Origin of the sequence: Eubacterium ventriosum (genome assembly GCF_025150745.1) — a bacterium.
GTDB classification, from domain to species: domain Bacteria; phylum Bacillota; class Clostridia; order Lachnospirales; family Lachnospiraceae; genus Eubacterium_G; species Eubacterium_G ventriosum.
This window is the reverse complement of record NZ_CP102282.1, coordinates 1,024,285-1,048,970: the sequence shown is the minus strand read 5'-3', so window position 1 is coordinate 1,048,970 and position 24,686 is coordinate 1,024,285. Positions and strand designations below refer to the sequence as shown.

Genomic DNA, 24,686 nt, shown 5'->3' with positions numbered 1-24,686 from the left:
TGTTCTGTATATTAGTTTTCTTTTTGCTCCATTGCTTGGATTCTTCTATATATCCTTGTCGCTGCAGGATTTCCTTTATCCATAGCTTTCCTATACCAGTATTCTGCGTCTTCCATATTGGCTGTTCCAAGTTTTCCTGTCTGGTATAAAATCCCAAGATTTAAACATGCCACATCATCCCCCTGCTTTGCCGATTTAAGCAATAATTGTTCAGCTTTATGTATATCTTTGTTTACACCTTTTCCTTTTTGATAAAGATAGGCAAGATTATTAAGTGCCTTAGTATAACTACCTTCTGCTGATTTTTTGTACCATTCTGCTGCTTTAATGTAATCTTTTGGAACCCCTTTTCCTTTGTAATACATATAGCCTACCACATATTGGGCTTTTTCGTCTCCCTTTTTTGCATTTTCAATATTACTTTGAAAAATTAATTTGTATTGCTGATTCTTCTTCCTGCTATGCTCAATCTGTTCAAGGCACTCCCTGTTAAGCTGCTCAATAGTCTGTTCCTTAACATCAATATTAATCCCTGTACCCAGTCCATTGGCAACCTGCTTTACAAGCCTTGAAATCTCATAAGCTTCATTGTTAATCATTACCTGATTCTTAATCAAATCAAAAAGCAACAACTTGCCCTTTCCACTTCCATCAACGCACAACTCTTCATTGTTAACAAAAATATTTAACTTGGAAAGCCTGCTTTTCAAATACTTTGCGCTCATTCCAACATCATACATAATCTCATAAAGGTAAATCTTCTTTTCTTCCTCAGTCTTGTTCTTTAGCTCATCTCCACCATCTAAAACCAAATCAACTAACTGATTCACCCTTTCCGTCACTATGTAAATAATAATTCCGTCCTCAACACTTTCCTCATACATACTTGTGCATTGAATAAGATTAGAGCTGTTGCTGCTTTCTCCATAAAGCTGCTTTACCATATCCTTTAAATGAAGTTCATCCTTCTCTAAATAAATAACAACCAATGATTTCGGCAAACCGTCCCCATCTTCAATCTTAAAAACAACAACACCATTGTTCCATGAAGACTGTTCAATCATAGTTAAATTGTTATGCTTTAGGTATGTATCAATGCTTTTTGTTAATGCGAATTGATTCATGGGGACTCCTTTCTTTGTGTATTTTTTATGGTAGTTCTATTGTACCATATGTGGAAGATAAAGTATTGTTGGAAAAAGGATTTCCCGGAATGCAGGAAATCCTTTTCTCTTTCTTCATTTATTATTTAAGACGATTTACAACCTTATATGCATCATCCAAAGTGGTATTAATCTCTTCTTCATTAATTGTATTCATCTCTTCTTCATTTTCCGAGTTGTTAACTAAGTTAACTTTGCACATCTTATACAATAATTAAAAAAAATATTTTATTCCTCCTTTTAATTATCTAAATATGAATTAATTTGTTCTACTATTTGTTCAAAACGTTGAATATAATTGTCTTTTACAAAAAAGTAAATATCACTTGAAGCATAATTTACCATACTCAACAATTCCTTTTTCATATCCTCTACTGCTTGGTAACAATCATATCCATCAAAACTCTCAACGTACACTGTCACCTCTTTAAAATCACCAAAAAGTGTTTCAACATAATCTGTATCTTTATCAATATCAAGTTTGTCCTTATAATATGAAAACGACTTAAATTGATATATATCACTTGCACTTTTAACTTTATAATCAAAGAAATCACATATTTTCTCTTTATAATTGTCACGCATATCCAATAAATCTTGTATATCTATATTAAATTTGTTTACGTTTACATAATCCAAAATTTTATTTATATCACTTTCAATTACTTTTCCAAATTTTTCAACTATTTTATTCCCAACATAATTATTTGATTCTCTCTCAATAAAAGAATTTCTCTTTGTTATATATGGCCATAAAAGATATGCATAAGCATCTCTACACTCGTTTTCCTTTCTAAAAATCTTTTCTCCAATATCCATATCAGGTTCAAACCACATATCCACCTCCCATTCTTCTAACTCATAATCTTCAATTTTTGTTTCTATTTCCAAAACTGGATATTTTCTTTTTGGTTTTTTTAAGATTTCCTGATCATATATTTCAATTATTCCCTCTTCACCTGATTCCTCAATTATTTCTTTAACATAATCTTCTATCTTCGCCTTTGCTCTTGGACTTAGAGAAAAATAATCTCTATATGTTTCCACACATTCTGTCTGAAAATTAATTGCCATAAATTCATAAACTGTTCTATATATAATCTTCTGTTTTTTTACAGTTTCAATTTCATCAATATCATCTGGTTCAGCATCTATCGAATCCAAATCCTTTTCAAAATATTTCGCTAACAATTCTATCATTTGTTTTTGATAGTCATTCATTCCATACTCTTCTACTATCTCTATTAAAAACGAAAAAATTACATTCTTCTCTTCTTCTTCTAATTTTGATATATCATATAATTCCGGATATTGAATTTGATTCAACCTATCATCATGCTCTTGGGCAATATCTATCAAACTATCCACATCATTCTGTATGCAATCGCTTTTATGTTTTATACTTCTTTGTATATTATTCAAAAACTTCGCATGTTGATTAAATTTTTCCTCAAAAGGTTGTGCTCCTGCTACCATTCCCTCTTTAAAAGCTTCCATTTCTTTCTTTTTACTCATATTCCTTTCCTCCTATAACAGTATTGAATCTAAATCTCCCATAACAACATCTTTAAATCCTTCTTTTATGAATTCCTTTTTTATTTCGTTTTTAAATTTTCTGTCATTTAATATTCTATATACCGTAATTAAAAATCCACCAACATCTAAATTCCCCAAACTTTTTGTTATCGCTCTTTTATTTATTGTCTCTATTCCAGCCAATGTGCTAAATGCCACACAAATAACATTGCTTAACGAAGATATAATGTTTGAATATCTTATTATTTTTCTTGTTCTAACCATATATAATTTTTTACTTCCATCTATACTTCTATCGTAAAAAAGCATATGATAATAACCAACTAAACTATTTATAAGTTCACAAAAAACAGCCTGTTCTCCAAACTTAATCGCATTTCCCAAATCTAATCCCCATGTTGCTAAACTTTGAGCAGTTTCAACTGATAATGCTGAAATTCCCGGTAATGGAAGACTTGATGTGCTCTGTACATCTGATGCCAAATGGACAACTTCTTTAACCAAAGAATATGCAATCTTTTCTTTTCCTTCTTTTCCCTCAAATAGTATTGCATTTTTTGTATATTCAAACACCTTATATGTATTAGCTCTATATGCTATTTTGTCCAATGACCTATTTAACTGATTTTGACCTGTTATGACATGATACGATTCAAAGCCGGGATTTATTGTAATTGTACTTGTTGCAATATTCGCTGTTCCAAATATCAATCCTAATAATGGATCATGCCCCAAAGTTTTTATTCTATGATTAAGGCCACTTAATCCCAAATCAAATTTTTTTGCCCCAAAAACCGTATCAAAAGGAACCGGTGAACTTATTATTTCCTGTAAGCTAGGTTGATAAAATCTATGTTGTCTCAACGATTTTTCTTTTATACCTCCCTTAACTTTTTTTGCTGCTGTTTTATCATCCGTCCTTTTATTTAACGCGTTTAAAATCAATTGTCTAGTACATTGCATTGCAACAGCAACAAACAAAATTTCAACATCAAATTTTGTTAACTTTGTTGCATTTGTAAATTCATCATCCAAATCTCTTATTATTGTTCCTGCATTTTTCGAGATCTTCGCAACCCTCTTTGCATCATCTGATAATACTTTTAGTTTATCTGCTTCATTATTGTATTCCTCAAATGATTTTTTTGAACTTTCTCTTAATTTATCAAATCTGTTCATATACAAATATTTTCCTCTATATGTACTATTGTTCTATCCCATTGTTTCAACTTTATCCCCCTGGCTTCTCAACCACATATCAATTCCCTTACCAAATACTTCTGCTTTCACAATGTAGTAGCCTTTTCCTTCTTCTAATATCTGCGCTGTTGGAAGTCGGTCAAGTATTGCATCAATATCGTCGCCTATATACTTGAATTTTACGTTTCTAAGTTTGCCACCGTACATAAACTGAATTCGTTTTCTAAACTCTCCCTCTTCGAATCTGTTTCTGTATGGTATAAAGAATTTCTCATCTAATATTTTAAGCTCTCTTATTCGGTCAATTCTGTATATTGTTGGGAACGAATCATTTAAAACTTCAAAATCTTTTTTGATTTCTTCATCACTGATGAATGCCGTTACATAAAAATAGTATTCCGAAAACATTATTGCCACCGGCTTTAATTTTCTTTCTACTATTTCTTTTGTTCCTGCTTTTTCATATTTAATATGGATGTATTGTGATTTTCTGATTGCCTGTCCAATATTCCACATTGTGTCCAAAAAGCTAACCTTATGCCTTGGTTCAATATAATGAAATCTTTCATTTTTTATTAAATCAAGAATTTCTTTCTGATTATTTTTAGTAACACAATTTTCAATCAGCTTATTCAGAATTTCTATCATATCTGTTTTTAGAAGTGCTCTGCTATCAAGTAATATCTTGCAGATTGCCAACATTTGACCATTAGTCAATTCCGTCGGATTCTGTTGTTCCAGACGAAATCCTTTCTTCTCTCTATCATAAATAACATTATTTATAATTCCTGTTCGCCCTACTTCTGATTCCATAAAACTTCTTATATCATCAATGTCTCTCTGAATACTTCTCTCATTTACTCCATAATTATTAGCTTCCTCAACCTTGCTAACAATTTCACCACTGACTAATTTTTTATATATACCAAGAACTCGTTGTATCTTATCAGTGCTTTCAAGCTGCATATTCATTCCTCCATTTTTTGTTTATAAGAATTATACAAATTTGCATAGACACATATTGTCACTCTAGGCATATACAACAAATTTTATTCATAAATCTCATTGATTTTTTTCAAATATTAACCTAATTCTTAAATATGTGTTTTATTTTTGAGCTCTGATATAATTTTACCACTATGGAATGGTCGTTTTTTTCACAAACTGACCCCTTGTTTTTCCACAAAAAAACAGCCGCACCACTGAAGAATTGCTTCACTGAATCGGCTGTCTTTTATTTTAGTATTTTATTTTTCTATCTTTCTTTATTCATCCAAAATTTCAGATATCTTATCTATATTATACAGAGGAATGTTTGTCATCCAATCCTGCTGCCTGAAATCTGACATGGATGTTCTCACCGCATATTTTGGCTTATACTTATCACAGAAAGCCTTTAGGCTCTTAGCTTTCAAATTTTCCCATCTCTTCGATTTGTCCCATATTTTCGGTAACGTACCCCAAATTTCACCATTTTTCATTTTTTTGTGGTACGTTTTCAACTTATGTAAACTTGTTATGTCACATATTCTTGCTTTAAGCTCGCTATTGTCACATATTGACTTATCCTTAGATTGTTATGTAAACTAATATGTTACTTATACTAGCTATGTTGCAAAAAATGTACCCCAAAAATTCAATATTTCTGAATTTTTGGGGTATTTCTCAATATACCAAATATTTTCTTGATTTTATGTAAACCAGTTTTTCTTTAAATTCCAAGTTTATGGCATTATGTAAACTGGTAACTTTTGTCTCAACAAGAAGTTGTATTGAGATTTTTTATCATCCGATTCCGCCCAGTACTGCTCCGGCTACCAAAGCAATAAAAGCAAGTGGTACTAAAACATACTTTCCAAGTGGCACAAACCATGGACCGATATTCTTATCTCTTCCCTGATTAACCGCATTAATCGCAAAGTCTTTTCCTGCAACCCAGAAGAACATAATCGCCGCAAGCATTGCTCCCAGTGGACAAATATAAATTGAAACTGCATCCATCCAGCCTGAAACAATTCCCTGGATAACTAATGCTACAATGCAACCTACAACGGCAATACTTCCAACTGCCACAGGTCTTTTGAACCCAAATCTTTCTTCCAATGTTGCCACAGGTGCCTCGTATAAATTAACAAGTGAACTCATTCCTGCGAACAATACGCATATGTAGAAAACAATTCCAACAATCTTGCCACCCGGCATACCGTTAAACACGTTAACAAGGTAGATAAACATTAATCCCGGTCCGCCTGATGAAAGCTCTGCTCCACCAACTGCCATTCCCGGAATAATTACAAATGATGCAAGAAGGGCTGCCAATGTGTCAAAAATAGCCACATTTCTTGCTGAACTTACCACATCTTCTGTTTCACTTAAATATGAACCGTAAATAACTGTTCCATTGCCTGCAATTGATAATGAGAAAAATGCCTGTCCAAAAGCATAAATCCAAAGTCTTGGATTCAGCAATCCCTTAGGATTAATTGTAAAAATATACTTGTATCCTTCGCTTGCTCCCGGAAGTGTAAAAATATAAATTCCAAGTCCAAGAAACAACGCAAACAATAAAGGCATCATAAACTTATTGGCTCTTTCAATACCTCCGGCAATACCAAATGCCATAATCACTGCTGTAACAATCACCGCAATTACAAGCCAAGTATTGTTTCCGAAAGCTGAAGCCGTAGTTCCAAACATACCGCCTATGACATCCATATTCTTTCCCATTCCTGAAAGCTGACCTGATATTGCAAGGAATGCATATTTAAAAATCCATCCTACAACAACTGTGTAGCCAATAGCCAATGCAAGAGAACCAATTACAGGCAGTAAGCCCACAATCTCTCCTGACTTCTTCTTGCCTGTGTGCACCTCAGTACACTTTCCAAAAGCCTTAATAGGACCGCCCTTAGCCGCACGTCCCAAAGCCATCTCTTCAATAAGTCCAGTTGAACCTATCAAAATTACAAACAAAACATAGGGAATCAAAAAAGTCATTCCTCCCCAGTCTGATACCATATATGGGAATCTCCAAATATTCCCCATACCTACGGCAGAACCAATACAGGCGATAACAAACCCAGTCCCGCTCTTAAAACCGTCCCTCGTTTTTTCCATTAAATAAATATCCTTTCTACTCGCTATATGAAACCTATTGTATCATATTTGCAATGTAAAGTCTTACATTATTTTAGAAAGATATTTCGAAATATTCTTTTAAATTTTTAAATATACTTATAAAATTATTTTTATATACTTGTGATTTATGTTATTATTAAGTTGTATGGATAAGGGTCTTTTTTATCTTTCCCCCAAATATTAAGGTGATTTGATATTCTAACCATACATAATAATTTATACAAAAGAAGGAGTATGTGCTATGAAAAAATTTTTATCAAAGAACATTGCATTTCTTGCTGTCCTAACAATGACAAACAAGAAAACAAAAGTTGTAGAAACATTAAAATTCGACTATGCCGACTTTGGTGATTACGACCTAGATATCTATTAAAATTTATTATTTCATATTACAGAAAGGGTGCCTAATATTTGCAAGGCACCCTTTCTTTGCATCTCTATTAATCAAATTTCTGCTTCTATAAACTTACGTGATAAATAATTGTCGGGCGCCACCTCAAAGCATACTGTTGAACCAAAATGTTTCCGTGGATTGGCTTCCATCTTCGGACACGATGTCGTCACTTACTATTATCAAATTATCATAATTGACACTGTTGTCTTCTGCTGTAATGTTCTATGGCATTATTAACATTATCAACGCCAGGCTTAAAATTATAACTACCCATTTTTTATTCATCACATATGCCTCCAAATTTTTATTATATTTCCCGTTATTTTCACATTCCCATTTATGTGCTGATTTGCAAAAATAATGTACACTTAATTTTATTCTTTAACAGAATTTATGTTAAAGAATAAAAAACCGATAAGGTATGTTTAGTATTACACATTCCCTTACCGGTTAACAAGTTGACATATGTCTCATATTTAATTTTAGGCTATTTTTACTGCTATAATTACTCCCAACTATACTATATCTAATATTTCTTTAAAATTGTTTAACTTGTATGTAGTTTTGTTATACTTTGATGCTTCGCCTAACCCAGCTGAATCAAAAATAATTCCTTTATATTTTTTCATTTTGTACTAACTCCATTCCTGTTTTAAGTACACGAAGTACTCTCTCTACTGCATAGCATAAATATTTCTCTGCATTGTCCATGGCATTATTTAAAGAAATAATGTTACACACAGAAGCTTCCATTCCGCTAACTCCCATACTATACAATTGATTAATTTCTTCTCCTAAACTTCCTGAAATAACCAATACCGGAACATTATATTTCTTACATTTTCTTGCAATTCCATAGATAACCTTTCCACATGCTGACTGGTAATCCGTCTTACCTTCTCCTGTAATAACAATATCCGTACTATCTAATTTTTCTTCAAAATTATTTAACTCAAGTAACACATCTATGCCTGATTGCATCTTTCCATTTAAAAATCCATATAAAGCGGCACCAAGTCCTCCTGCAGCACCTAACCCTTCAATTTCTTCTATTGAATGTCCCAAATATTCTTCCAGAATTTTTCTATAGGAAATCATTCCTTTTTCCAGCTTTTCCAACTTTTCTTCTGTACCACCTTTTTGTGGTCCATAAACGTATGTTGCACCTTTTTCACCTGTTAGAGTATTAGTCACATCACACATGACAATGGTTTCGACTTCAGAAATTTCTTTTATAGCAAAGGTATCATCTATAGTTGCAATTTTTTCAAGATTTTCTCCTATTCCTGACAATTCATTTCCTTCCGAATCCAAGAATCTATAACCAAGGGCTATCATTGCACCTATTCCTCCATCATTTGTAGCACTCCCACCTATTCCTATATAGATTTTAGTACAACCGTTTTCAATTGCATGCTTTATGAAAATTCCAGTTCCAAAAGATGTTGTAATCATAGGATTTTTTTCTTTTTCGTCAATTAACGTTAATCCTGAAGCCTGCGCCATTTCAATAACTGCAATATTACCTTTTCTAAGATAATATCCATCTATTTTTTTACCTAAAGGATTCACTGTATCAATTACTATTTTGTCATATCCATTGCCACTTTCACCATAAATAGCTTCTAAAGTTCCTTCTCCTCCATCAGCAATTAACATTTTTTCACAAAAGCTTTTTGGAAAAATTTCCTTAACTTTTGATTCAATAATATTATTAACCTGATTAGAAGATAAACTTCCTTTAAACGAATCTGACGCTATAATAAATTTCATTTTGTTTCTCCTTTAGTTCTAATTTTAATATGCAATAACCACTTTATTCTGATAAATATATTCTTTTTATTAGTTTTTTGAATTTTTCTATATAGTCTTCTACACCTATCTTTTCATCTAACTTAGTGTATTCTTCAAATTTATTTGATTTGATTTTTTCTATCCAATGCAATGTTATATTAAATGAAAAAATCATTTGATATAATAACAAAAGTTATATTATTCTCTTCTTATATGTGCATATAATCCCAACTATAATGATAGTTATGTAATAAAGAATAGTACGAGCATTTTTAATTTTATCAGCTATCATAATTCTGTATGCCTCCTTCTTCCATGAGATTACAGCAAACGTAGTAGTAATGTCTATCAAAAGGCTTTTACATATTAGATAAAAGCATGTAAAATTTCTTTTACATAGCTTAATTGCGATCTATTTAGCTCGTTTCCTGACTACTCAGGAAAAATATTTCTACCCTCGCCCCACCTGTATTTTCAGAATTTGAAAGTTTAATACCTCCACCATATTTTTCAGCCACAGTTTTTGCAAAAAATAGTCCCATCCCATAATGGGCTTCGCCATTTCTACTTGTATCATCCATAAAAAACTGCTCTGTGCCATGCAATAATGCTTCTTTTGTAAATCCTGATCCGCTATCCTCCACAATGAATGTCAGCCGGTCATCCTGCTCCTTTGCGTCAATATAAATGATTCCATTTTCTTTTGTATGCTCCACTGCATTCTGAATCACATTCATTACGGCTCGGAACATTGGATCATAAGCAACCGTTACCTTTTTATCACTTTGTTCCGCCTTCCAATCTATCTTCTGGTGATAGATTTCTACCAGTCCGAGTGCCTGTTCCTTTATATCTGCGAAAAAATCTTCTAACCTCACCGTTGTATAGGTAACATCACTGCAATTCCATGATTTTGTGACATCTATCAACTGTTTTACATAACTTTGTATCTGTGTTGTGCCGTTCAAAACATAAGTGATATTATTCTTCTGTTCTGTGGTCAGTTCAGTCTCTGAAAGTAGTTCTGCATTTCCCCGTACAATCGTAAGAGGTGTTTTAATATCATGCGCCAAAGCAGACATCTGTTGTTTCTTTTCCTGCTCTGTTTTCCACTGCTTTTCTAAAGATTCTCGCAATGCATCTCGCATATCATCGATTGCCGATAAACAGTCATCAAACTCTTTGATACCGGAACAGGATGTCTCATATTCCAGATTTTGATCCTTTATTTGTCCGATTGCGTCTAATACAGGCTGCATCTGCTTTTTGATTCTTTTTCCAAAACGTATGGACGGAATGATGATAATCGCTACCGCTCCAATCACAGACATAATAATCATCACATTCTGTGGTCCTATAAAATGCTCCCTCAAAAAAGCTGAATGATATTGAGGTGTCAGGCGATATTGCAATACAACATATTCATTTTCCCTTACAATTACTTTATAAAAATATTTCCCGGATGCGTTTCCGTACTTTGCAACATTCCATGCTATCTGTTCGTATTGTTCTGACAGATCTCCACCTATTTTCTCTCCATTCTCTGAAAAGATTACATAATCACAAAGTGCGGGAATCATCTCAGCAGTTACTTTATCTGCACGTAGAATCGTATCATATGCTTCATTAATCTTTTGCTCCGCATAATTTGCCGGATAAATACAGCCCACACTAATCAAAAGGTACAGCAGCAGATAAGCAACAATCACCAAACCTACTAATGATCCAAGCATGACCAGTACATATCTCATAAAAATCCTGCTGAGTGCATTGCTTCTCTTTACTCTTCCCATTTATATCCAATCCCCCAGACTGTTTTTATCGGTGTATAATCATAATCCGCAAATTTTGCTCTTATATTTTTGATATGCGTGATTATAGTACTGTCATTACTCTCATTGTCAAAGCCAAAGACCGCTTCCAATATCTGTTCCTTCGAGAAAACCTGTCCTCTGTTTTTAGCCAGAAATTCACAGATTTCGTACTCCGCTTTCGTAAGAGGAAGTTCCTTATCATCAACCAATAGTTTCTTTTGAGATATTTGAATACAGACCCTCCCCAAAACCATCCGGACAGAATGTTCCCTGTGCTCTCTTCTAAGATGTGCATTGATCCTTGCCCGAAGTTCCATCACTCCAAATGGCTTTGAAATATAATCATCTGCTCCTAAAGAAAGTCCGTTTACCAGACTGTTTTCCTCCGTTTTTGCCGTAAGAAACAAAATCGGACAATCCACAAGTATCCTAATTCTTTTGCATAATTCGAAGCCATCAATTCCAGGCATCATAATGTCCAGTAAAATCAGGTCATAACGATGTAATTCTTCCATATTAATTTTTAGTGGATTACTTACTTTGGTAACCAGATGTCCATCCTTATTCAAAATGCTTTCTATCATTTCCAAAATTGCCGGTTCATCATCAACTGCCAGTATTTTTGCCATAGTTTCCCTCGATTCTATTCCGATATTCTGTTTCCTTCCCAGTGGTTTACCCACCAAAAATAGTATACCATACTAATCCCTGTAAATGTTAAGCAACCTGGTATGAATGACAACCATTCACCTACACTAGTTTCTCCCAATACAGATTGCAGATAAGTATATGGTACTCTACCCGTCCAGCAGACAAATACATATTTCCACACATAATCTCCAAGTCCGGTAAGCATCAATGCACTAATTAGTCCTGATATAATCCCTGCTCCAATGGATACCCCTTTTCCAAACTGAAAAGCCAGAATCAGCTGCCACAGATAAAGTGGAACACTGCTTCCCCACAGCAGCAATGCTGCAAATATACATCCTTTCATGATTTCGATATCGCTTGATGCGATTCTTCCAAATCCAATTCCGAATATGATTGCTGTCAATAGGATAGAGCACAGACACAAAACCAGTAGCAGCAACAGTTTCGATAAAAATGCTGCAGGTTTATCCGGTAAAGACAACAGATTTTGAAAATCACCTGCATTTTGTTCCTGTTCCATCACACTTGCTGTAAAAATTCCAATAAGTACCGGAAGTCCTGCTCCTATTGCCTGATAAAATGCAATCACTTTCATATTTTCATTCCATGGTGAAAAAAAGTAATATATTAAAAAAATAACGCTGGTTATAATCGGAATCAGTAAGTGTGCCAGAATCACAGATGTTCCTTTCATCTTTCGCAAGTCTGCATTGAGAGATCTTCCAATCATCTTATTTCACCTCTCTTCTCTCAAACCATTTCAAAAACAGAACCGTCACAAAAACAAACCAGATGATTGAGAGACACATTCCCGGAACAATGACTCCCGTATCCAAAAGAGGATTCCCTGCTTCTGTGGCAAGTCCATTTGGTAAAACATGAAGCAACGGGCACATCATTCGCATAGGGATTGCAGAAACAAGTACATACCAGATTCTGGTTTGTGATATTACCACACCGCTGACGGTAATAAATAGGCAGACGAACAGGTTTACAATCATTCCAAATCGTTCACTTAAAAATAAAGCTACCGGAATCTCCCATAACTCAGAAACCGTCAGAAACAATACTGCAATCAACGCTCCTCCAACTGGAACATGTGTCGTTAGAAGAAAGCCTCCAAGCGTTGCTCCTGCAAACACAATCACATTAGAAAACAAAATCATGTACCCAATATAAATAATTTTCCCCAGCAACAATTTTCTTCTGTCTGTGGGAATAGTCATTAAATGATAGTATTTTATCTTTTTCTCCTGCGCCACAGAAAGATAACAAAATAGAGCAATCATCCCCGGCAACAAAAGTGTATACCACCAGTTCCAAACACTTTCTGCATAAGCATTTGTCATCCCAAGAGTAAATATAAATGCCATGACAAATGTAAGAAGAGGAAATCCCCAGATAAACTTTTTTCGCATGGTTCTTTTGGCTTTTTGATGTTCTGCTTTTATAATATTAACCATGGATTTCACCTGCTTTCTGGTTTTTTCTTACCACATTCATAAACAAATCTTCAAGATTATCTCCCTGCTTTAATGCTCCTTCGTATCCTAAGATTCCACCTGAAATAATCCCGACTTTATCTGCAAGTAACTGTACCTCTGAGAGAATATGACTGGAGAGAATTACAGTGATTCCCTGTTCCGGAAAAGACAGGATCAGCTCTCGTAATTCCTCGATGCCTATTGGATCTAATCCATTCGTAGGTTCATCCAATATCAAAAGTTCCGGTTCTCCAAGCAATGCCATTGCAATACCTAGTCTTTGCTTCATCCCCAAAGAAAACTGTCCTGCTTTCTTCTTTCCGGTGTTTGTAAGTGATACAATCTGCAAGACCTCATCAATTCTGTTTTCATCTGTACCAAGCAATAATTGTCTTACCTTCAAATTCTCTCTGGCGGAAAGATTTTCATAAATAGGCGGATTTTCAATTAACGCTCCTATTTTTGATAAATCTTTCCTATCCAAAAGTTTTCCATCAAAGTAAATCTTTCCTGCAGTTGGTTTCATCATACCGGTCAGCATTTTCAATGTGGTAGATTTACCAGCGCCATTCGGTCCAAGCAGTCCATAAATCTGTCCCTTTTCGATATTAAGTGAAACATTATTTACCGCTTTCTGTTTTCTAAAATATTTACATAGATTTTGTGTCTGTAACATCATTTCCATCTTTACTATCCTTCCTTCTATATTTCATTTCTTACTGAAATATAACCTAACAGAAAAAAATAAAGATTTGATGAAGATTTATTCCCGTATGGAATAAACCATCAATTGAATATCATTATCAGAACTCGGCTTTCCACTGAAATCAGCAAAGCTGTTACAAATATGAAGTCCTAATTTACAGAATATCTCCGTGATTTCATCCAAACTATATAACCTTATAGGATTTCCTTCTTTCATTTCAGGCTTATAAAGTGCTTTCCACCATTTTTTAATGCTTTCGCAATGACAGAAAAAATCTTATGATTTTCCCCATCGTCTTCAAGATATCCTATTGCTCCATCCGCCATATTCAGCACAACATCAAATTCCTTATCAAATGTGATCGTGCGAATGTCCGCACCCTCCTCTCAACTTCCAATTATTTGGAATTTTGCGACTTTTTTATTTTATTTAATCTTCTTGCTATAAATAAGCATCTACCGGCATTTTCTAAACAAATCACGCTGTTCTTCAAAGAGACCCTCAGACACCATATTGCACCAATCATACAAATCCCTGGCTACAGCTCTTGTAATAAGAGCATTGCCTTTAGCTGCAAATATTTCCTTCAATCGAATCACCTTTTCAAAAGTATACCTCACAAAACCACTTTCTGTGGCCATTCGTCCAAGTTCTGCTTTCAAGCCTTTCTTATTAGAATAATAGCTGACAGCCAAAGCAGGAAACAATGACAAATACTCCTGCTCACAAATTCGACAGCCTTTCTTCAATATCGTTCTTTCATTTATCTTCATACTCCACGAATGACCGTGCCTGCACTTCCACCAGACGTTTTTCCTCGACTTTGCATTTACTTCATCAGGTTTCAAAGGCAAGTTCTTTTCCGACCACTCCGAAGCAAGCTCCGGGTGTACTTCTGCTAAACTGTTATTCATAGCCAAACCTCAACCTCCTTGTGCTTAGATTATATGAAGTTTTGGCTTTATCTTGTAGTTTGCGAGTATCCGTATAAATAGAAAAAGCCCTTTGAGAAAGGGATTTCTCCTCTCTCAAAGGGCAAGTTGGCAAACAGGAAGCTAACTAATGGATGCCATTTTATCAGTCGACCATAATCTCCTAAGAGCCATGTAGGAGATTAAAAAGTTTGCAAGCCAGCCAACTGGTACCGCAAGCCAGACAAAGACAATGCCGAAACGTGGTGCACAGATTAGGGCAACGGACAGACGAATCGCAAGATTCACTATGTTTGCAACGAGGAACGGACGCATAATTCCGAGACCGCGAAGAACTCCATCGGTTGCCATCTTGATACCCATGAAGATGAAAAAGTAACCAATCCATCTCATATAATCACCAGACACCTGATAAGCAAACGCCGTTCCGTCTTTTCCTAAGAACAGTGAGGAGATCTGCGTATGCAGCGCTTCAATGGTCACAAACGCAATGGCCGCAAAGCACAGATCTAGCACCAGCGCAGCATGGTAGCCTTTTTTGATACGATCAATTTTCTTTGCGCCAAGATTCTGGGAAACATACGGCGAAACCGCATTGCCGATGGATACAAAGATCAATGAAAAAATATTTTCCACCCTCATCGTTGCTGTATACCCAGCCAGTGCCTGTGTACCGAAAGGATTTACCACTGCCTGCACAATCATCATACCGATGGACACTGTGGACTGCTGTAAAACCGACGGCACCGCAATGCGAAGCATGGAATGCAGCTCCTGCCGTTCAAACCTGTTAAAGGGGCTTTTATATTGCTGCATCCGTGCAAAGAAAATCAAAAACGAAAACACTGCGGAAATTCCCTGTGCAATCAGAGTTGCAATAGCCGCACCGAACACACCGAGGCCTAGCCCGGCTACCATCCAAAAATCCATTAAAATATTCAGGATAGACGAAAAAATCAGCAGTCCTAACGGAATTTTGGATTCGCCGATTGAGGTAAACATGGTAGAAAGAATGTTATACATAAACAGAAACGGAAAGCCCACAAAATAGACCCGCAGATACAGTACTGCATCATCCAGTATGTCGGCAGGGGTTTGCAGTCCACTCATCATCGAGCTGGCGAAGAAAAAGCCAAAAACACCAAGGACTATACTTAGAAGCAAAAAGCTAATCAAGGAGGTTGATACTATTGTTTTCATTTTGCCATACTCCCTGGCTCCGAAATAACGGCTCACAAGCACACCGGCTCCGACACCGGCTCCCAGTGCCACACAAATGAACACATTGGTCAATGCTGCACATGCACCCACAGCTGCAAGTGCGGAAGAACCAACAAACTGGCCGACAATAATAGAGTCGGCCATATTGTATATTTGCTGAAAAAAACTTCCAAGAATCATTGGCATTGCAAAAACCGTCAACGCTTTGAGGGGCGTATCGGTTATCAAATACTCATCTTTCGACATTATCATATTCCTCCATTGTATCTTGTATTGTGGTATCCCTTTCACTTACCTTCTCAAATCCCGATTTGTATTTCTGTTTGTTTTAAAAATGGGCAACTCCGATTAGAATTGCCCACTCATTTATCACTCCAAAATCCAACGGCTTTGCCGTTGCCGTGCTTCGCACTCCTTGATTTTGTCGTTGTCACATCAGGTGAAAACAAATACTCGCTTTGCTCGTGCTTGTTTTCCTGCTGATGTTCCAAATTATGCGATTTTTTCTTGCTTGCACCGATTTCTGCATCAATTGATGTAAGTTTGATGTAAATCGCTGTTTTTTTAGTTTTTTATCAAATGAAGTACGTCCCGTCTATTCGGTGAAACGGTCCATCTTTACATCACGTCGACTGACGTCTCCGTGTGTTTTTCGCCTTATGTCGGTGTTTGCAAGCGCACACCGCCGCAAGGCTCAGTTTTCTCATCTTAGTAGAGCTTTGCTCCTGCTGGAATATGGTTATCAACCATAACAAGATGAAGTTCCTCATCTTCTGAATCCTTAAGGTTATTTACTGCTGAAAGTAACATACCACATGATTCTATTCCCATCATTTTTCTTGGTGGAAGATTTGTGATTGCAATCAATGTCTTTCCAACTAATTCTTCCGGTTCATAATATGCATGAATACCAGAAAGGATTGTTCTATCTACGCCTGTGCCATCATCAAGTGTAAACTGTAAAAGTTTTTTACTCTTTGGTACTGCAACACACTCTTTAACCTTAACTGCTCTAAAGTCTGACTTGCTAAATGTTTCAAAATCAACTTCTTCTTCAAATAAAGGTTCAATCTTTACATTTGAAAAATCAATCTTTTCTTCAACAGTCGCATTCTGGTTGCAATTTTCTGCTTCATCACTCTTAGCTTCCTTATTTTCCTTAACAGGGCTATCTAAGCTCTTCATTGTTGGGAATAATCATATGCTATACTTATTATCCCATACTACAAGGTATTATCGTTATTTCCCTAATTCAGTCAAACTTATCATAGTGTATTATAATGTATAAAGGAATATTATTATTACGTCCTTTTCACGTCTTTTGTCACTTTTTACGTCCCTAACAATAAGGTTCTCTTTCTAAAAAAGTTTTAAATTGTTTGATAAATTTTCAATTGCTTTTTGTTTTGTTCCTACTGTGGCTTCTGCATATATGTCCATTGTTGTTTCAATATTTGCATGTCCCATAATATCTTGAATTGCTTTTAAATTACTTGTACTTTCACATAATCTTGTTGCAAAAGTATGCCTTAATTGATGACATGTAAAATGTGGTAGAATAATAGGTTCACGTTTTTGTTTCTTTGCATCTATTAATTCCTTCTGGTTATAATTCTCGGATATTCTTTTTAGTCCTTTATTTAAAGTTTGTTGATTATAAATTCTTCCACAACGATTTGTAAATATAAATCCCGACATTCCTTCTATTGAAAACTGACTAAAGCCATTTTCCTGTTGTCTGTAATACTCTGCTTTGAATACATCATATACTTCGTCTGTCATTGGAATGTATCTTATACCCGCTTCTGTTTTAGGCAAAGATATTGCATAATGGCTCTTCCTACCATCTTCTTTACCATAACACACGTACGCTATACTATGATTTATACTAATTACTTTTTGTTTAAAATCAACATCCTCCCATCTAAGTCCTATAAATTCACCTACCCTACATCCCGTTCCTAATAAAATAGTAAAAATTGGAATCCAATGATTAAATTGTTCCTCTTCAATCATATATTTCATAAAAACTCTCTGTTGTTCTATTGTCAAAGCGTGTCTTATTCCTTTATTTTTACCACTCTCTTTCTTAATATCAGCCAATACTCCACTAGCTGGATTTTTTCTAATAACATCATCCCTAACCGCCATTGAAAACACCGGATGTATTACCGTATGAATTGTATCCACTGTATTAAGTTCTAAACCTTTTTCAGTAATTAAACTTTTGTAAAAATAAACGATGTCTGAATATTTTATGTCAGCTATCAGTCTTTTTCCTATAGTATTTCTAACATAATTGTCGTACATATATTTATAATTTACTTTTGTATTTTCTCGTAAATTATATTTTGTATCCATATACCTTTCAAACAAATAGTTTAATGTTGCCTTCCCAGCTACATACATGTTGAGTCCATCACTTATGTCTCTTTCTATTTGTTTTTCTCTTTCACGTAATTTCAATAAATCTACAGAGTAAATTGTCTTCCTATTTCCAAAGGTATCTTTATATTCATACGAATATCTACCTTCCTTTTCACGAAATGCTTCACCTTTACGAAGAACTCTTCCTCTACTATCTTTACGTTTCTTTTCCATGATTGGTCTCCTTTCAAATAAACAAAAAAGACCCTTCATTTTCACTCTCTGCTAGAATACAAATATTCTAAACTCAAGTTAATCACTTCTGATATTGTAAGAGAATGCTTAGATGCATATAATTTCAAACGATCGTACTCTGCTTCTGATAATCTTGTAGATACTTTCTTATTCTTTGGATTATCAGATTTTGGTCTTCCCATTTTTGACATTATCTACACCTCCCTGCACTTACCAATATTTTACTTTTTGTACTCCAAAAAGTCAAGTGTCAATGAAAGGTCTTTTTCTAAAATTCATGAAACAATTCTAAATATTCATCTATTTTTTCAGTATTTACTAATACTAACTTGTTGTACTTATATATAGCTTTTGCTTCCTTTGCAAGTTTTTCAAAGGTACTTTGGGACATTGAATATAATTGTGCCCCTTCACCATATCTTACAAATTTTTTTGCTATTTTCTGATTTCTTATCATTACTTGTGCACCTTTTGTCATTTATAATCACCTCTGTCCGTTTTTTACACTTTTTACAATTTCCAAGAAACTAGAACATAACTTATTTCTTATATCCATAGACAACATACTCAATTCTGCATACAATTCTTCTGACATTGATGTATGTATTCCAAGAATAGTATTGGGATCTGCATTATATACATCTGCAAACTTACAAAGCATTTCTACTGTAAGGTTTCTGCTTCCTCTTTCAAGCTGCATTATATGTGATTCGCTTTTATCAACGATGTCGCTTACTTCTCCCGGTGACAATTTATTTTCTATTCTTAACTGTCTTAAATTTACTCCTGTTTCTATTTTGTCATATTTCATTCTGCTACCTTCTTTAAATTGATATTTGTTATAAATGGTAACTTACATCTACATAGTCATCACGTCTGAATGTATATCGACTGTTTTCACAACAGAGAAACGCCTTATTAAATCTCCTACACGATAGTTGTTTCTTTTCCTCTGACCGTCGCCAGTATAAATCTGTCTCGCTATAATGCTACTCTTACCACAAAGCCACACTAATCACGGCGTAGTGCAGATTCACTATTAATATAGTAGAAACCTGTTCTATGTATTTGTAAGTTAAGCCTTGGGTTGGTACCTCAATGACTATGCACTTATTGTAAAATTTTCCGGGGTAACTTAAAATCGAGGATAATACGAAAAGGGGTATGAAAATAGTACGAGATTATAAATTGAGTAGGAAAGTGTATCTAATCCAGTCCTCTCACCATAGTAAAAAAACCGATTGATTATTTTACAAATCAATCGGTTTTCATCAACAATACTAACTCACTCATTTTCTTTCAGTAAATATGTATCTGCATCAAGAGAACAACAAACAAATTTTTTAAATTCATTTGGATAAACATCCTTCCCTGTTGTTAGCAAAATTTGATACGAAATATTGCCATTATCAGTATATTTATCTGCTTCTTTTAGTAATGCAATATTATCTATTAAATTATCTCTATCAATTCCTTCTTTATTAGGTGTATCAATCATTAAAAATCTCGGGAAATTATCTTTATCCTTCAAGCTTTCAATCATTAATGTTAAAAAATACATCAAGCGTTTAGGGACTTCTGCACTTCTTTCTCTATATGTTCCACTGTTTATATGAGGCATATAATCATTTCCTAAATATGCTGAATAACAATGTTTATCTGCCTTCTTCATTAATTCCAAATATATTTCATCAAAATCATTCTTTTTATTTAACATATCATCCCTTGCATCATTTAAACAAGAATCCACCTTGATTTTTAATCCTTCTACGCTATTTCGTAATTTCATAACTTTTTTATCGATTTTTTCTCTTTTTTCAGCTAATTGCTCAGCTCGTTGCAGTTCAGCAATTTTTTCATTAAGTTGCCTTTCTCGTTCATCTAGTTTCCTTATGTATGCTGAATTATAATTCAAATTGATTTCTTTCATTAATTCTGCAATATAATCTTTAGTTTTTTCACTTTCATCTCGAACTATTTCTATCTTTTTAGCTATAGTTTGTAAACTGTCTTTTTTTCTTTCTAGCAATGAATTGAGTGATGAAATAGATTTTTTCTTTACTTTTAATATATCCAAATACTCTTCATCTGTATAAAAAAATTTTTCATATTGTTCCTCTGTAATATCTTTTCCACAAATACATTTTCCTTCTTTCCTTTCTACCTTTCTTAAACAATATGGGCATGTATCTGGATTAAATAATTTTAACTTTTTATTTACTAAACGAATTTTTTTAATTTCCTCTAACTCTTTCTCAGCCTCATCTATTAAATATATAATTTTATCTATTGATTGATTTGTGATATATTTTGAATATAATAATTCCTCTTCCTTACTTTGTTCTTCTGCTAATACACTTTTTTGCTCCTTGATAATATCCCACACATCATTTACATCGCTTTGTTGATTAATAATAATATCACGCTCTAGTTTCACTTTTTCGACCATTTCTTCGTTTTCCAAAACCATAGATTTAATATGAATTTCATTTAATAAATCCTCATCTAATATTTCTCTCAAAAACTCATCGTAACTATCCATAATCGCCTGTGCTTTTTCATATTCTTTTAACTTTATTTTGTATTGTCCCAATGTATAATAATAGTCATTATATATCTTTCCCAATAAAATCTCAAAAATTGCCTTCCTAATTTCTAATGAGTCTGACATAAAATTAGAATTATCTGCATCTTTATAAATTCGATCTACTTCTGTCGTTTGATCATGATAAATAAGTCTCATTAAATCAGTAAAATTTAATTTAAAACTCTTTGTTCCTTGAACAAGATCAAATACTTCGATTTTCAACTTGTCTAGTATCCAGTCAGAAAAAACCGTTATTGTTTTATCATTTTGTTGTCTAAATACACACGTTTCAATTACATTTTCCTTTTCATCTACAATAAAAATAGACGAACTACCAATGTACCTCGTTAGTTCATATTCCTCACCATTAATTTCTATTAACATTTCAACATAATTATTCTTGTCTTCACATATTTCTTTATGTTTTTTCCCTGAATTATCATTCTTATTGAATGATTGTACACTTCCGCCTAAGCAATAATAGATTAAACTCATAAATGTACTTTTTCCATGACCATTAACTCCTTCCATTATGACCAATCCATCATTTAAATAAGGAGACTCATAACTATATTTTTCACCTTTATAAATTACTCTTCGAATGGCTAATCTTCCCATTTTGATACCTCATTATATCCAAATACTTTTGTTTGAAGTGTTTCTAATTTCAAACTTCTAATTCTAGGAACTAAATCCTTTATTTCTTTACACTTCTCTATATCACAGTGCAAGATATCCAAATTCATTAATTCTTCCATTACAATTGATTCTTTTAATCTAATATCTATGTTACAATTTTTTTTATTCCTAATCAATTCAATTATATCTTTTTTTTCAAGAAAGAAAATCACTCTTTTTATTACAGCAACACACAACCTTGATTCACAAAAAATCTTTAAAGTTTTTTCACTATCCAAAATTTCTTCTGAATTATGTTTAATTAATTTTTTTAGGAAACAAATATTTTCATCGTTTTTTATAAACTCAAATATTATTCCCAATTTTCTATAATCCTGAAATGGATTTTTTTCACAGTCTAATGCTTTTAAAATTGAAAGAATCTTGATTGTAATAAAATAATAATCTTCCTCTAAAATAAACATCATTCTTTTTTTGCTATCCATTTATTGATTTCCTTTCATCTAATGCTAAATAACACTCTTGAAATAAAATAATGATTGTCTTTCTAATCATATCTCTATCCTCATATGCAACATTGTAAGTCTTAGATTTATCCTTTATAAAATCATATGCCTCATCTGTTAGATCATCGAGAAATTTTTCTATTTCATCCTGTTTTAAATTATTTTGATTCTTTTTCAAAAATTTTTTTATTGCTTTATTACAGACTTTATAAACCCTATAATTATATGCTTTTACCTGTTGTACATTTGGATGTTGGCGTTGTTCATATATTCCATCCACATATTCTTCCTCTAAATCTTCCAAATCTTCTTTATCATACTCTACACACACATTTTTAAATTTTTCGCTAAGGCATCTCACATCATCACACAATATGCCATCCCATTTTGTATGCATTGGATCTAATTTTTCTTCTATTTTTGCTTCTTGCGCAAATTCAAGAAAAAGTGTTTTAATCTCACTCACATGGACAATTTTCTCTAAAAAATCGTCTGCAAATCTTCTCGACTCAACCATGTCTAAAATACTTGCAATAATCGCATTTGTATACTTATTAGATACATTGTATTTTATACATAATTCTTTTACCATTTCGTTAATATTATTTCTAATTTCTTGTTCATTAGGTCTTTCAAAGTTCCATTCAATCAAATCGAAAAACTTTCTCCACTCTTTTTCATCCATAGAATCTAATATTTTTTCATATGTTTCTATTTTATCAGTATGTTTCTTATGTTGTTCTATATAATATTTTTTAAAAACTGGTAAAACAAACGGAAACGCTTCCGAATACTTTTTTTCTACTATCAACTGTAATAACGGTTTTTTCGGAAGATCCATATCGATTTCTTTTAATATTCCAACTTTTTTCTCTTTTTTGATACTAGCATTCGTATAAAAAAGAAATTTAATATTTTCTGACCCCTCTACTGTACCATACCAATTATCAAAGAAAATTCTTAAAGATTTTTTTATTTCCTCGTCGTTTATTGAAAAATTTGTAGAATATGATTTGTCCTGTTCTGTTACATAATCTGTTACATCTTTACTTTTAGATACATCTATCTCTAATACATCATCAATATGTTCGATAGTGCAAAATATTGCTTTTTTGCCATCAATAATAGCCCTTAACAATCTTTCCGCCACTCGTAACTTTTGTAATCCTATTCCTTTTATGCTTGCATCTGCGTCTGTATTAATTTGTTCCAATTGTAACTTTTCTTTAATCATCTTACACCTATATATTTATCATTTAATACTAAAATAATAACATATCCTGAATTTTAAAAAAAGACAATTTCGCTTTATAATTTACATATTTTCTTTTATCTATTTTTTGCACTATATTTTCTAAAAAAATATTACTGTAATATCAACTACTTTTTATATAGCATAATATTCTTAAAAACATTAATTCTAATCAATTCAACGCACCATTAAACCTTGTATGATTTTATGTTAAATCCTTTTGTTTTACTCTTTCTATAATTTTTTTCTCCATTTATCACACTTATGGTTTTCACACCATAAGTGTGATTTTTTTATTCTTCTTACGCAAACACTTTCATCATATGACTCAATGCTGCATACATGTGTTTCTGTTGTTCAACATTATATTTTCCTAAAGAAATCATTATTTCCGGAATTATAACATTGTTTTCTGACTCACAACCATTAAGTAAGTATTCCATTGAAGTATTGTATAAGATACAAACCTTTGCCAATACTTCTGCACTCATGATGCTTTTTCCCTTTTCATAGGCATATAAGGAATCCTTTGATATGTCTAAGTCTTCCGCTGCCTTTTCTCTGGAACTGTTAGCCTTTTTCCTAAGCATCTCTAGTCGTATGCCGACCCCCGTTTTGTCATATTCAAACTCTATCACCAAATCACCTCCACTACATCCATACGTTATGTGGAGGACGAGGTCCTTCCTGTCTGACTGCAACTGTTAGTTTCTTTGGCAGTGATTCCTCTGCCATCTTGCGGGTACCATACAGTCTGCTTACTCTTACTGCTATTGCTCCATCTGTATCAGCAAATCTTACTGTACAGAAATCTCTGCTTATCTTTATGATTGTAACTTTTCTTACGTTGCGATTACTCTCAATAATGTAGGCTTCATCTCCTACATTAAATGTATTCTTTCCATTAGTATCTATTCTGTTCAATTGTGTTTCTCCTTGTTATACAAATATTTAATCATTAAATTTTTGTACTCACAAAGGATGGGAAACTATTCCTTGTAAGCCTTATGTAACCATCATCTGCGCCTGTTTAGCCTTACGCAC

Annotated in this window: 26 protein-coding genes; 1 reads left to right on the top strand and 25 read right to left on the bottom strand. The window is 33.5% G+C overall.

Going from position 1 to position 24,686, the window contains the following annotated elements:
* Nucleotides 1–11 precede the first annotated feature (11 nt).
* The 6 genes from NQ558_RS04840 to NQ558_RS04815 form a co-directional block, all read right to left on the bottom strand.
* Nucleotides 12–1,124 (bottom strand): tetratricopeptide repeat protein, encoded by a 1,113-nt coding sequence (locus NQ558_RS04840; RefSeq protein ID WP_005359198.1) that lies wholly within the window; start codon nt 1,122–1,124, stop codon nt 12–14.
* Nucleotides 1,125–1,403: 279 nt separating this feature from the next.
* Complete coding sequence (locus tag NQ558_RS04835) at nt 1,404–2,678, bottom strand: hypothetical protein (protein WP_005359203.1); 1,275 nt, start codon at nt 2,676–2,678, stop codon at nt 1,404–1,406.
* Between the two features lie 12 nt (nt 2,679–2,690).
* A complete protein-coding gene (locus tag NQ558_RS04830) occupies nt 2,691–3,878 on the bottom strand; it encodes a hypothetical protein (RefSeq protein WP_005359206.1) in 1,188 nt (395 codons plus the stop codon).
* Between the two features lie 33 nt (nt 3,879–3,911).
* Nucleotides 3,912–4,865 carry a helix-turn-helix transcriptional regulator gene (locus NQ558_RS04825; RefSeq protein WP_040445896.1) on the bottom strand — a complete coding sequence of 318 codons (954 nt, stop codon included), beginning with the start codon at nt 4,863–4,865 and terminating at the stop codon, nt 3,912–3,914.
* 299 nt (nt 4,866–5,164) lie between these two features.
* Nucleotides 5,165–5,380 carry a hypothetical protein gene (locus NQ558_RS04820; protein ID WP_005359211.1) on the bottom strand — a complete coding sequence of 72 codons (216 nt, stop codon included), beginning with the start codon at nt 5,378–5,380 and terminating at the stop codon, nt 5,165–5,167.
* Nucleotides 5,381–5,684: 304 nt separating this feature from the next.
* Nucleotides 5,685–7,016 carry a sodium-dependent transporter gene (locus NQ558_RS04815; protein WP_005359213.1) on the bottom strand — a complete coding sequence of 444 codons (1,332 nt, stop codon included), beginning with the start codon at nt 7,014–7,016 and terminating at the stop codon, nt 5,685–5,687.
* Nucleotides 7,017–7,278: 262 nt separating this feature from the next.
* On the opposite strand from NQ558_RS04815, the gene NQ558_RS04810 reads away from it, so the two are divergent.
* Nucleotides 7,279–7,410, top strand: a complete 132-nt coding sequence (locus tag NQ558_RS04810) for a hypothetical protein (protein WP_005359216.1) — start codon at nt 7,279–7,281, stop codon at nt 7,408–7,410.
* Nucleotides 7,411–8,046: 636 nt separating this feature from the next.
* On the opposite strand, the gene NQ558_RS04805 is transcribed toward NQ558_RS04810, so the two are convergent.
* The 19 genes from NQ558_RS04805 to NQ558_RS04710 all read right to left on the bottom strand — a co-directional run bounded on the left by NQ558_RS04805 (nt 8,047) and on the right by NQ558_RS04710 (nt 24,566).
* Nucleotides 8,047–9,204: a glycerate kinase family protein gene (locus NQ558_RS04805; RefSeq protein ID WP_005359220.1), complete on the bottom strand. Its 1,158-nt coding sequence runs from the start codon at nt 9,202–9,204 to the stop codon at nt 8,047–8,049.
* 437 nt (nt 9,205–9,641) lie between these two features.
* On the bottom strand, nt 9,642–11,018 hold the full coding sequence (locus tag NQ558_RS04800) for a sensor histidine kinase (protein ID WP_005359224.1): 1,377 nt from the start codon (nt 11,016–11,018) through the stop codon (nt 9,642–9,644).
* Entirely contained in the window at nt 11,006–11,668 is a 663-nt protein-coding gene (locus NQ558_RS04795; RefSeq protein ID WP_005359225.1) for a response regulator transcription factor, read from the bottom strand. The genes NQ558_RS04800 and NQ558_RS04795 overlap by 13 nt, the downstream gene beginning before the upstream one ends.
* A 14-nt stretch (nt 11,669–11,682) precedes the next feature.
* Nucleotides 11,683–12,423 carry a lantibiotic immunity ABC transporter MutG family permease subunit gene (locus NQ558_RS04790; RefSeq protein ID WP_005359228.1) on the bottom strand — a complete coding sequence of 247 codons (741 nt, stop codon included), beginning with the start codon at nt 12,421–12,423 and terminating at the stop codon, nt 11,683–11,685.
* A gap of 1 nt (nt 12,424) precedes the next feature.
* Nucleotides 12,425–13,156, bottom strand: coding sequence for a lantibiotic immunity ABC transporter MutE/EpiE family permease subunit (locus tag NQ558_RS04785; RefSeq protein ID WP_005359229.1), 732 nt, complete (start codon nt 13,154–13,156; stop codon nt 12,425–12,427).
* Entirely contained in the window at nt 13,149–13,862 is a 714-nt protein-coding gene (locus tag NQ558_RS04780; RefSeq protein ID WP_005359230.1) for a lantibiotic protection ABC transporter ATP-binding protein, read from the bottom strand. The genes NQ558_RS04785 and NQ558_RS04780 overlap by 8 nt, the downstream gene beginning before the upstream one ends.
* A gap of 233 nt (nt 13,863–14,095) precedes the next feature.
* Nucleotides 14,096–14,218, bottom strand: a complete 123-nt coding sequence (locus tag NQ558_RS04775) for a hypothetical protein (protein ID WP_259907643.1) — start codon at nt 14,216–14,218, stop codon at nt 14,096–14,098.
* 120 nt (nt 14,219–14,338) lie between these two features.
* Nucleotides 14,339–14,797, bottom strand: coding sequence for a zinc-ribbon domain-containing protein (locus NQ558_RS13155; RefSeq protein ID WP_005359236.1), 459 nt, complete (start codon nt 14,795–14,797; stop codon nt 14,339–14,341).
* Nucleotides 14,798–14,938: 141 nt separating this feature from the next.
* Nucleotides 14,939–16,282 (bottom strand): MATE family efflux transporter, encoded by a 1,344-nt coding sequence (locus NQ558_RS04760; protein WP_040445903.1) that lies wholly within the window; start codon nt 16,280–16,282, stop codon nt 14,939–14,941.
* 462 nt (nt 16,283–16,744) lie between these two features.
* Nucleotides 16,745–17,221, bottom strand: a complete 477-nt coding sequence (locus NQ558_RS04755; RefSeq protein ID WP_005359241.1) for a methionine--tRNA ligase — start codon at nt 17,219–17,221, stop codon at nt 16,745–16,747.
* A gap of 174 nt (nt 17,222–17,395) precedes the next feature.
* Nucleotides 17,396–18,637 carry a tyrosine-type recombinase/integrase gene (locus NQ558_RS04750; RefSeq protein ID WP_040445905.1) on the bottom strand — a complete coding sequence of 414 codons (1,242 nt, stop codon included), beginning with the start codon at nt 18,635–18,637 and terminating at the stop codon, nt 17,396–17,398.
* A 41-nt stretch (nt 18,638–18,678) separates the two neighbouring features.
* Entirely contained in the window at nt 18,679–18,849 is a 171-nt protein-coding gene (locus NQ558_RS04745; protein WP_198006725.1) for a CopG family transcriptional regulator, read from the bottom strand.
* A 77-nt stretch (nt 18,850–18,926) separates the two neighbouring features.
* Nucleotides 18,927–19,136: a DUF6462 family protein gene (locus NQ558_RS04740; RefSeq protein ID WP_005359244.1), complete on the bottom strand. Its 210-nt coding sequence runs from the start codon at nt 19,134–19,136 to the stop codon at nt 18,927–18,929.
* 6 nt (nt 19,137–19,142) lie between these two features.
* Complete coding sequence (locus NQ558_RS04735; RefSeq protein WP_005359246.1) at nt 19,143–19,469, bottom strand: helix-turn-helix domain-containing protein; 327 nt, start codon at nt 19,467–19,469, stop codon at nt 19,143–19,145.
* A gap of 474 nt (nt 19,470–19,943) precedes the next feature.
* Entirely contained in the window at nt 19,944–21,863 is a 1,920-nt protein-coding gene (locus NQ558_RS04730) for an AAA family ATPase (protein ID WP_005359248.1), read from the bottom strand.
* Nucleotides 21,851–22,369, bottom strand: a complete 519-nt coding sequence (locus NQ558_RS04725; protein ID WP_005359250.1) for a hypothetical protein — start codon at nt 22,367–22,369, stop codon at nt 21,851–21,853. The genes NQ558_RS04730 and NQ558_RS04725 overlap by 13 nt, the downstream gene beginning before the upstream one ends.
* Entirely contained in the window at nt 22,362–23,624 is a 1,263-nt protein-coding gene (locus NQ558_RS04720) for a hypothetical protein (RefSeq protein WP_005359251.1), read from the bottom strand. Before NQ558_RS04720 ends, NQ558_RS04725 begins: the two co-directional genes overlap by 8 nt.
* Nucleotides 23,625–23,944: 320 nt before the next feature.
* Nucleotides 23,945–24,280, bottom strand: coding sequence for a helix-turn-helix domain-containing protein (locus NQ558_RS04715; RefSeq protein ID WP_040445908.1), 336 nt, complete (start codon nt 24,278–24,280; stop codon nt 23,945–23,947).
* 13 nt (nt 24,281–24,293) lie between these two features.
* A complete protein-coding gene (locus NQ558_RS04710) occupies nt 24,294–24,566 on the bottom strand; it encodes a hypothetical protein (protein ID WP_050750931.1) in 273 nt (90 codons plus the stop codon).
* Nucleotides 24,567–24,686: the final 120 nt, after the last annotated feature.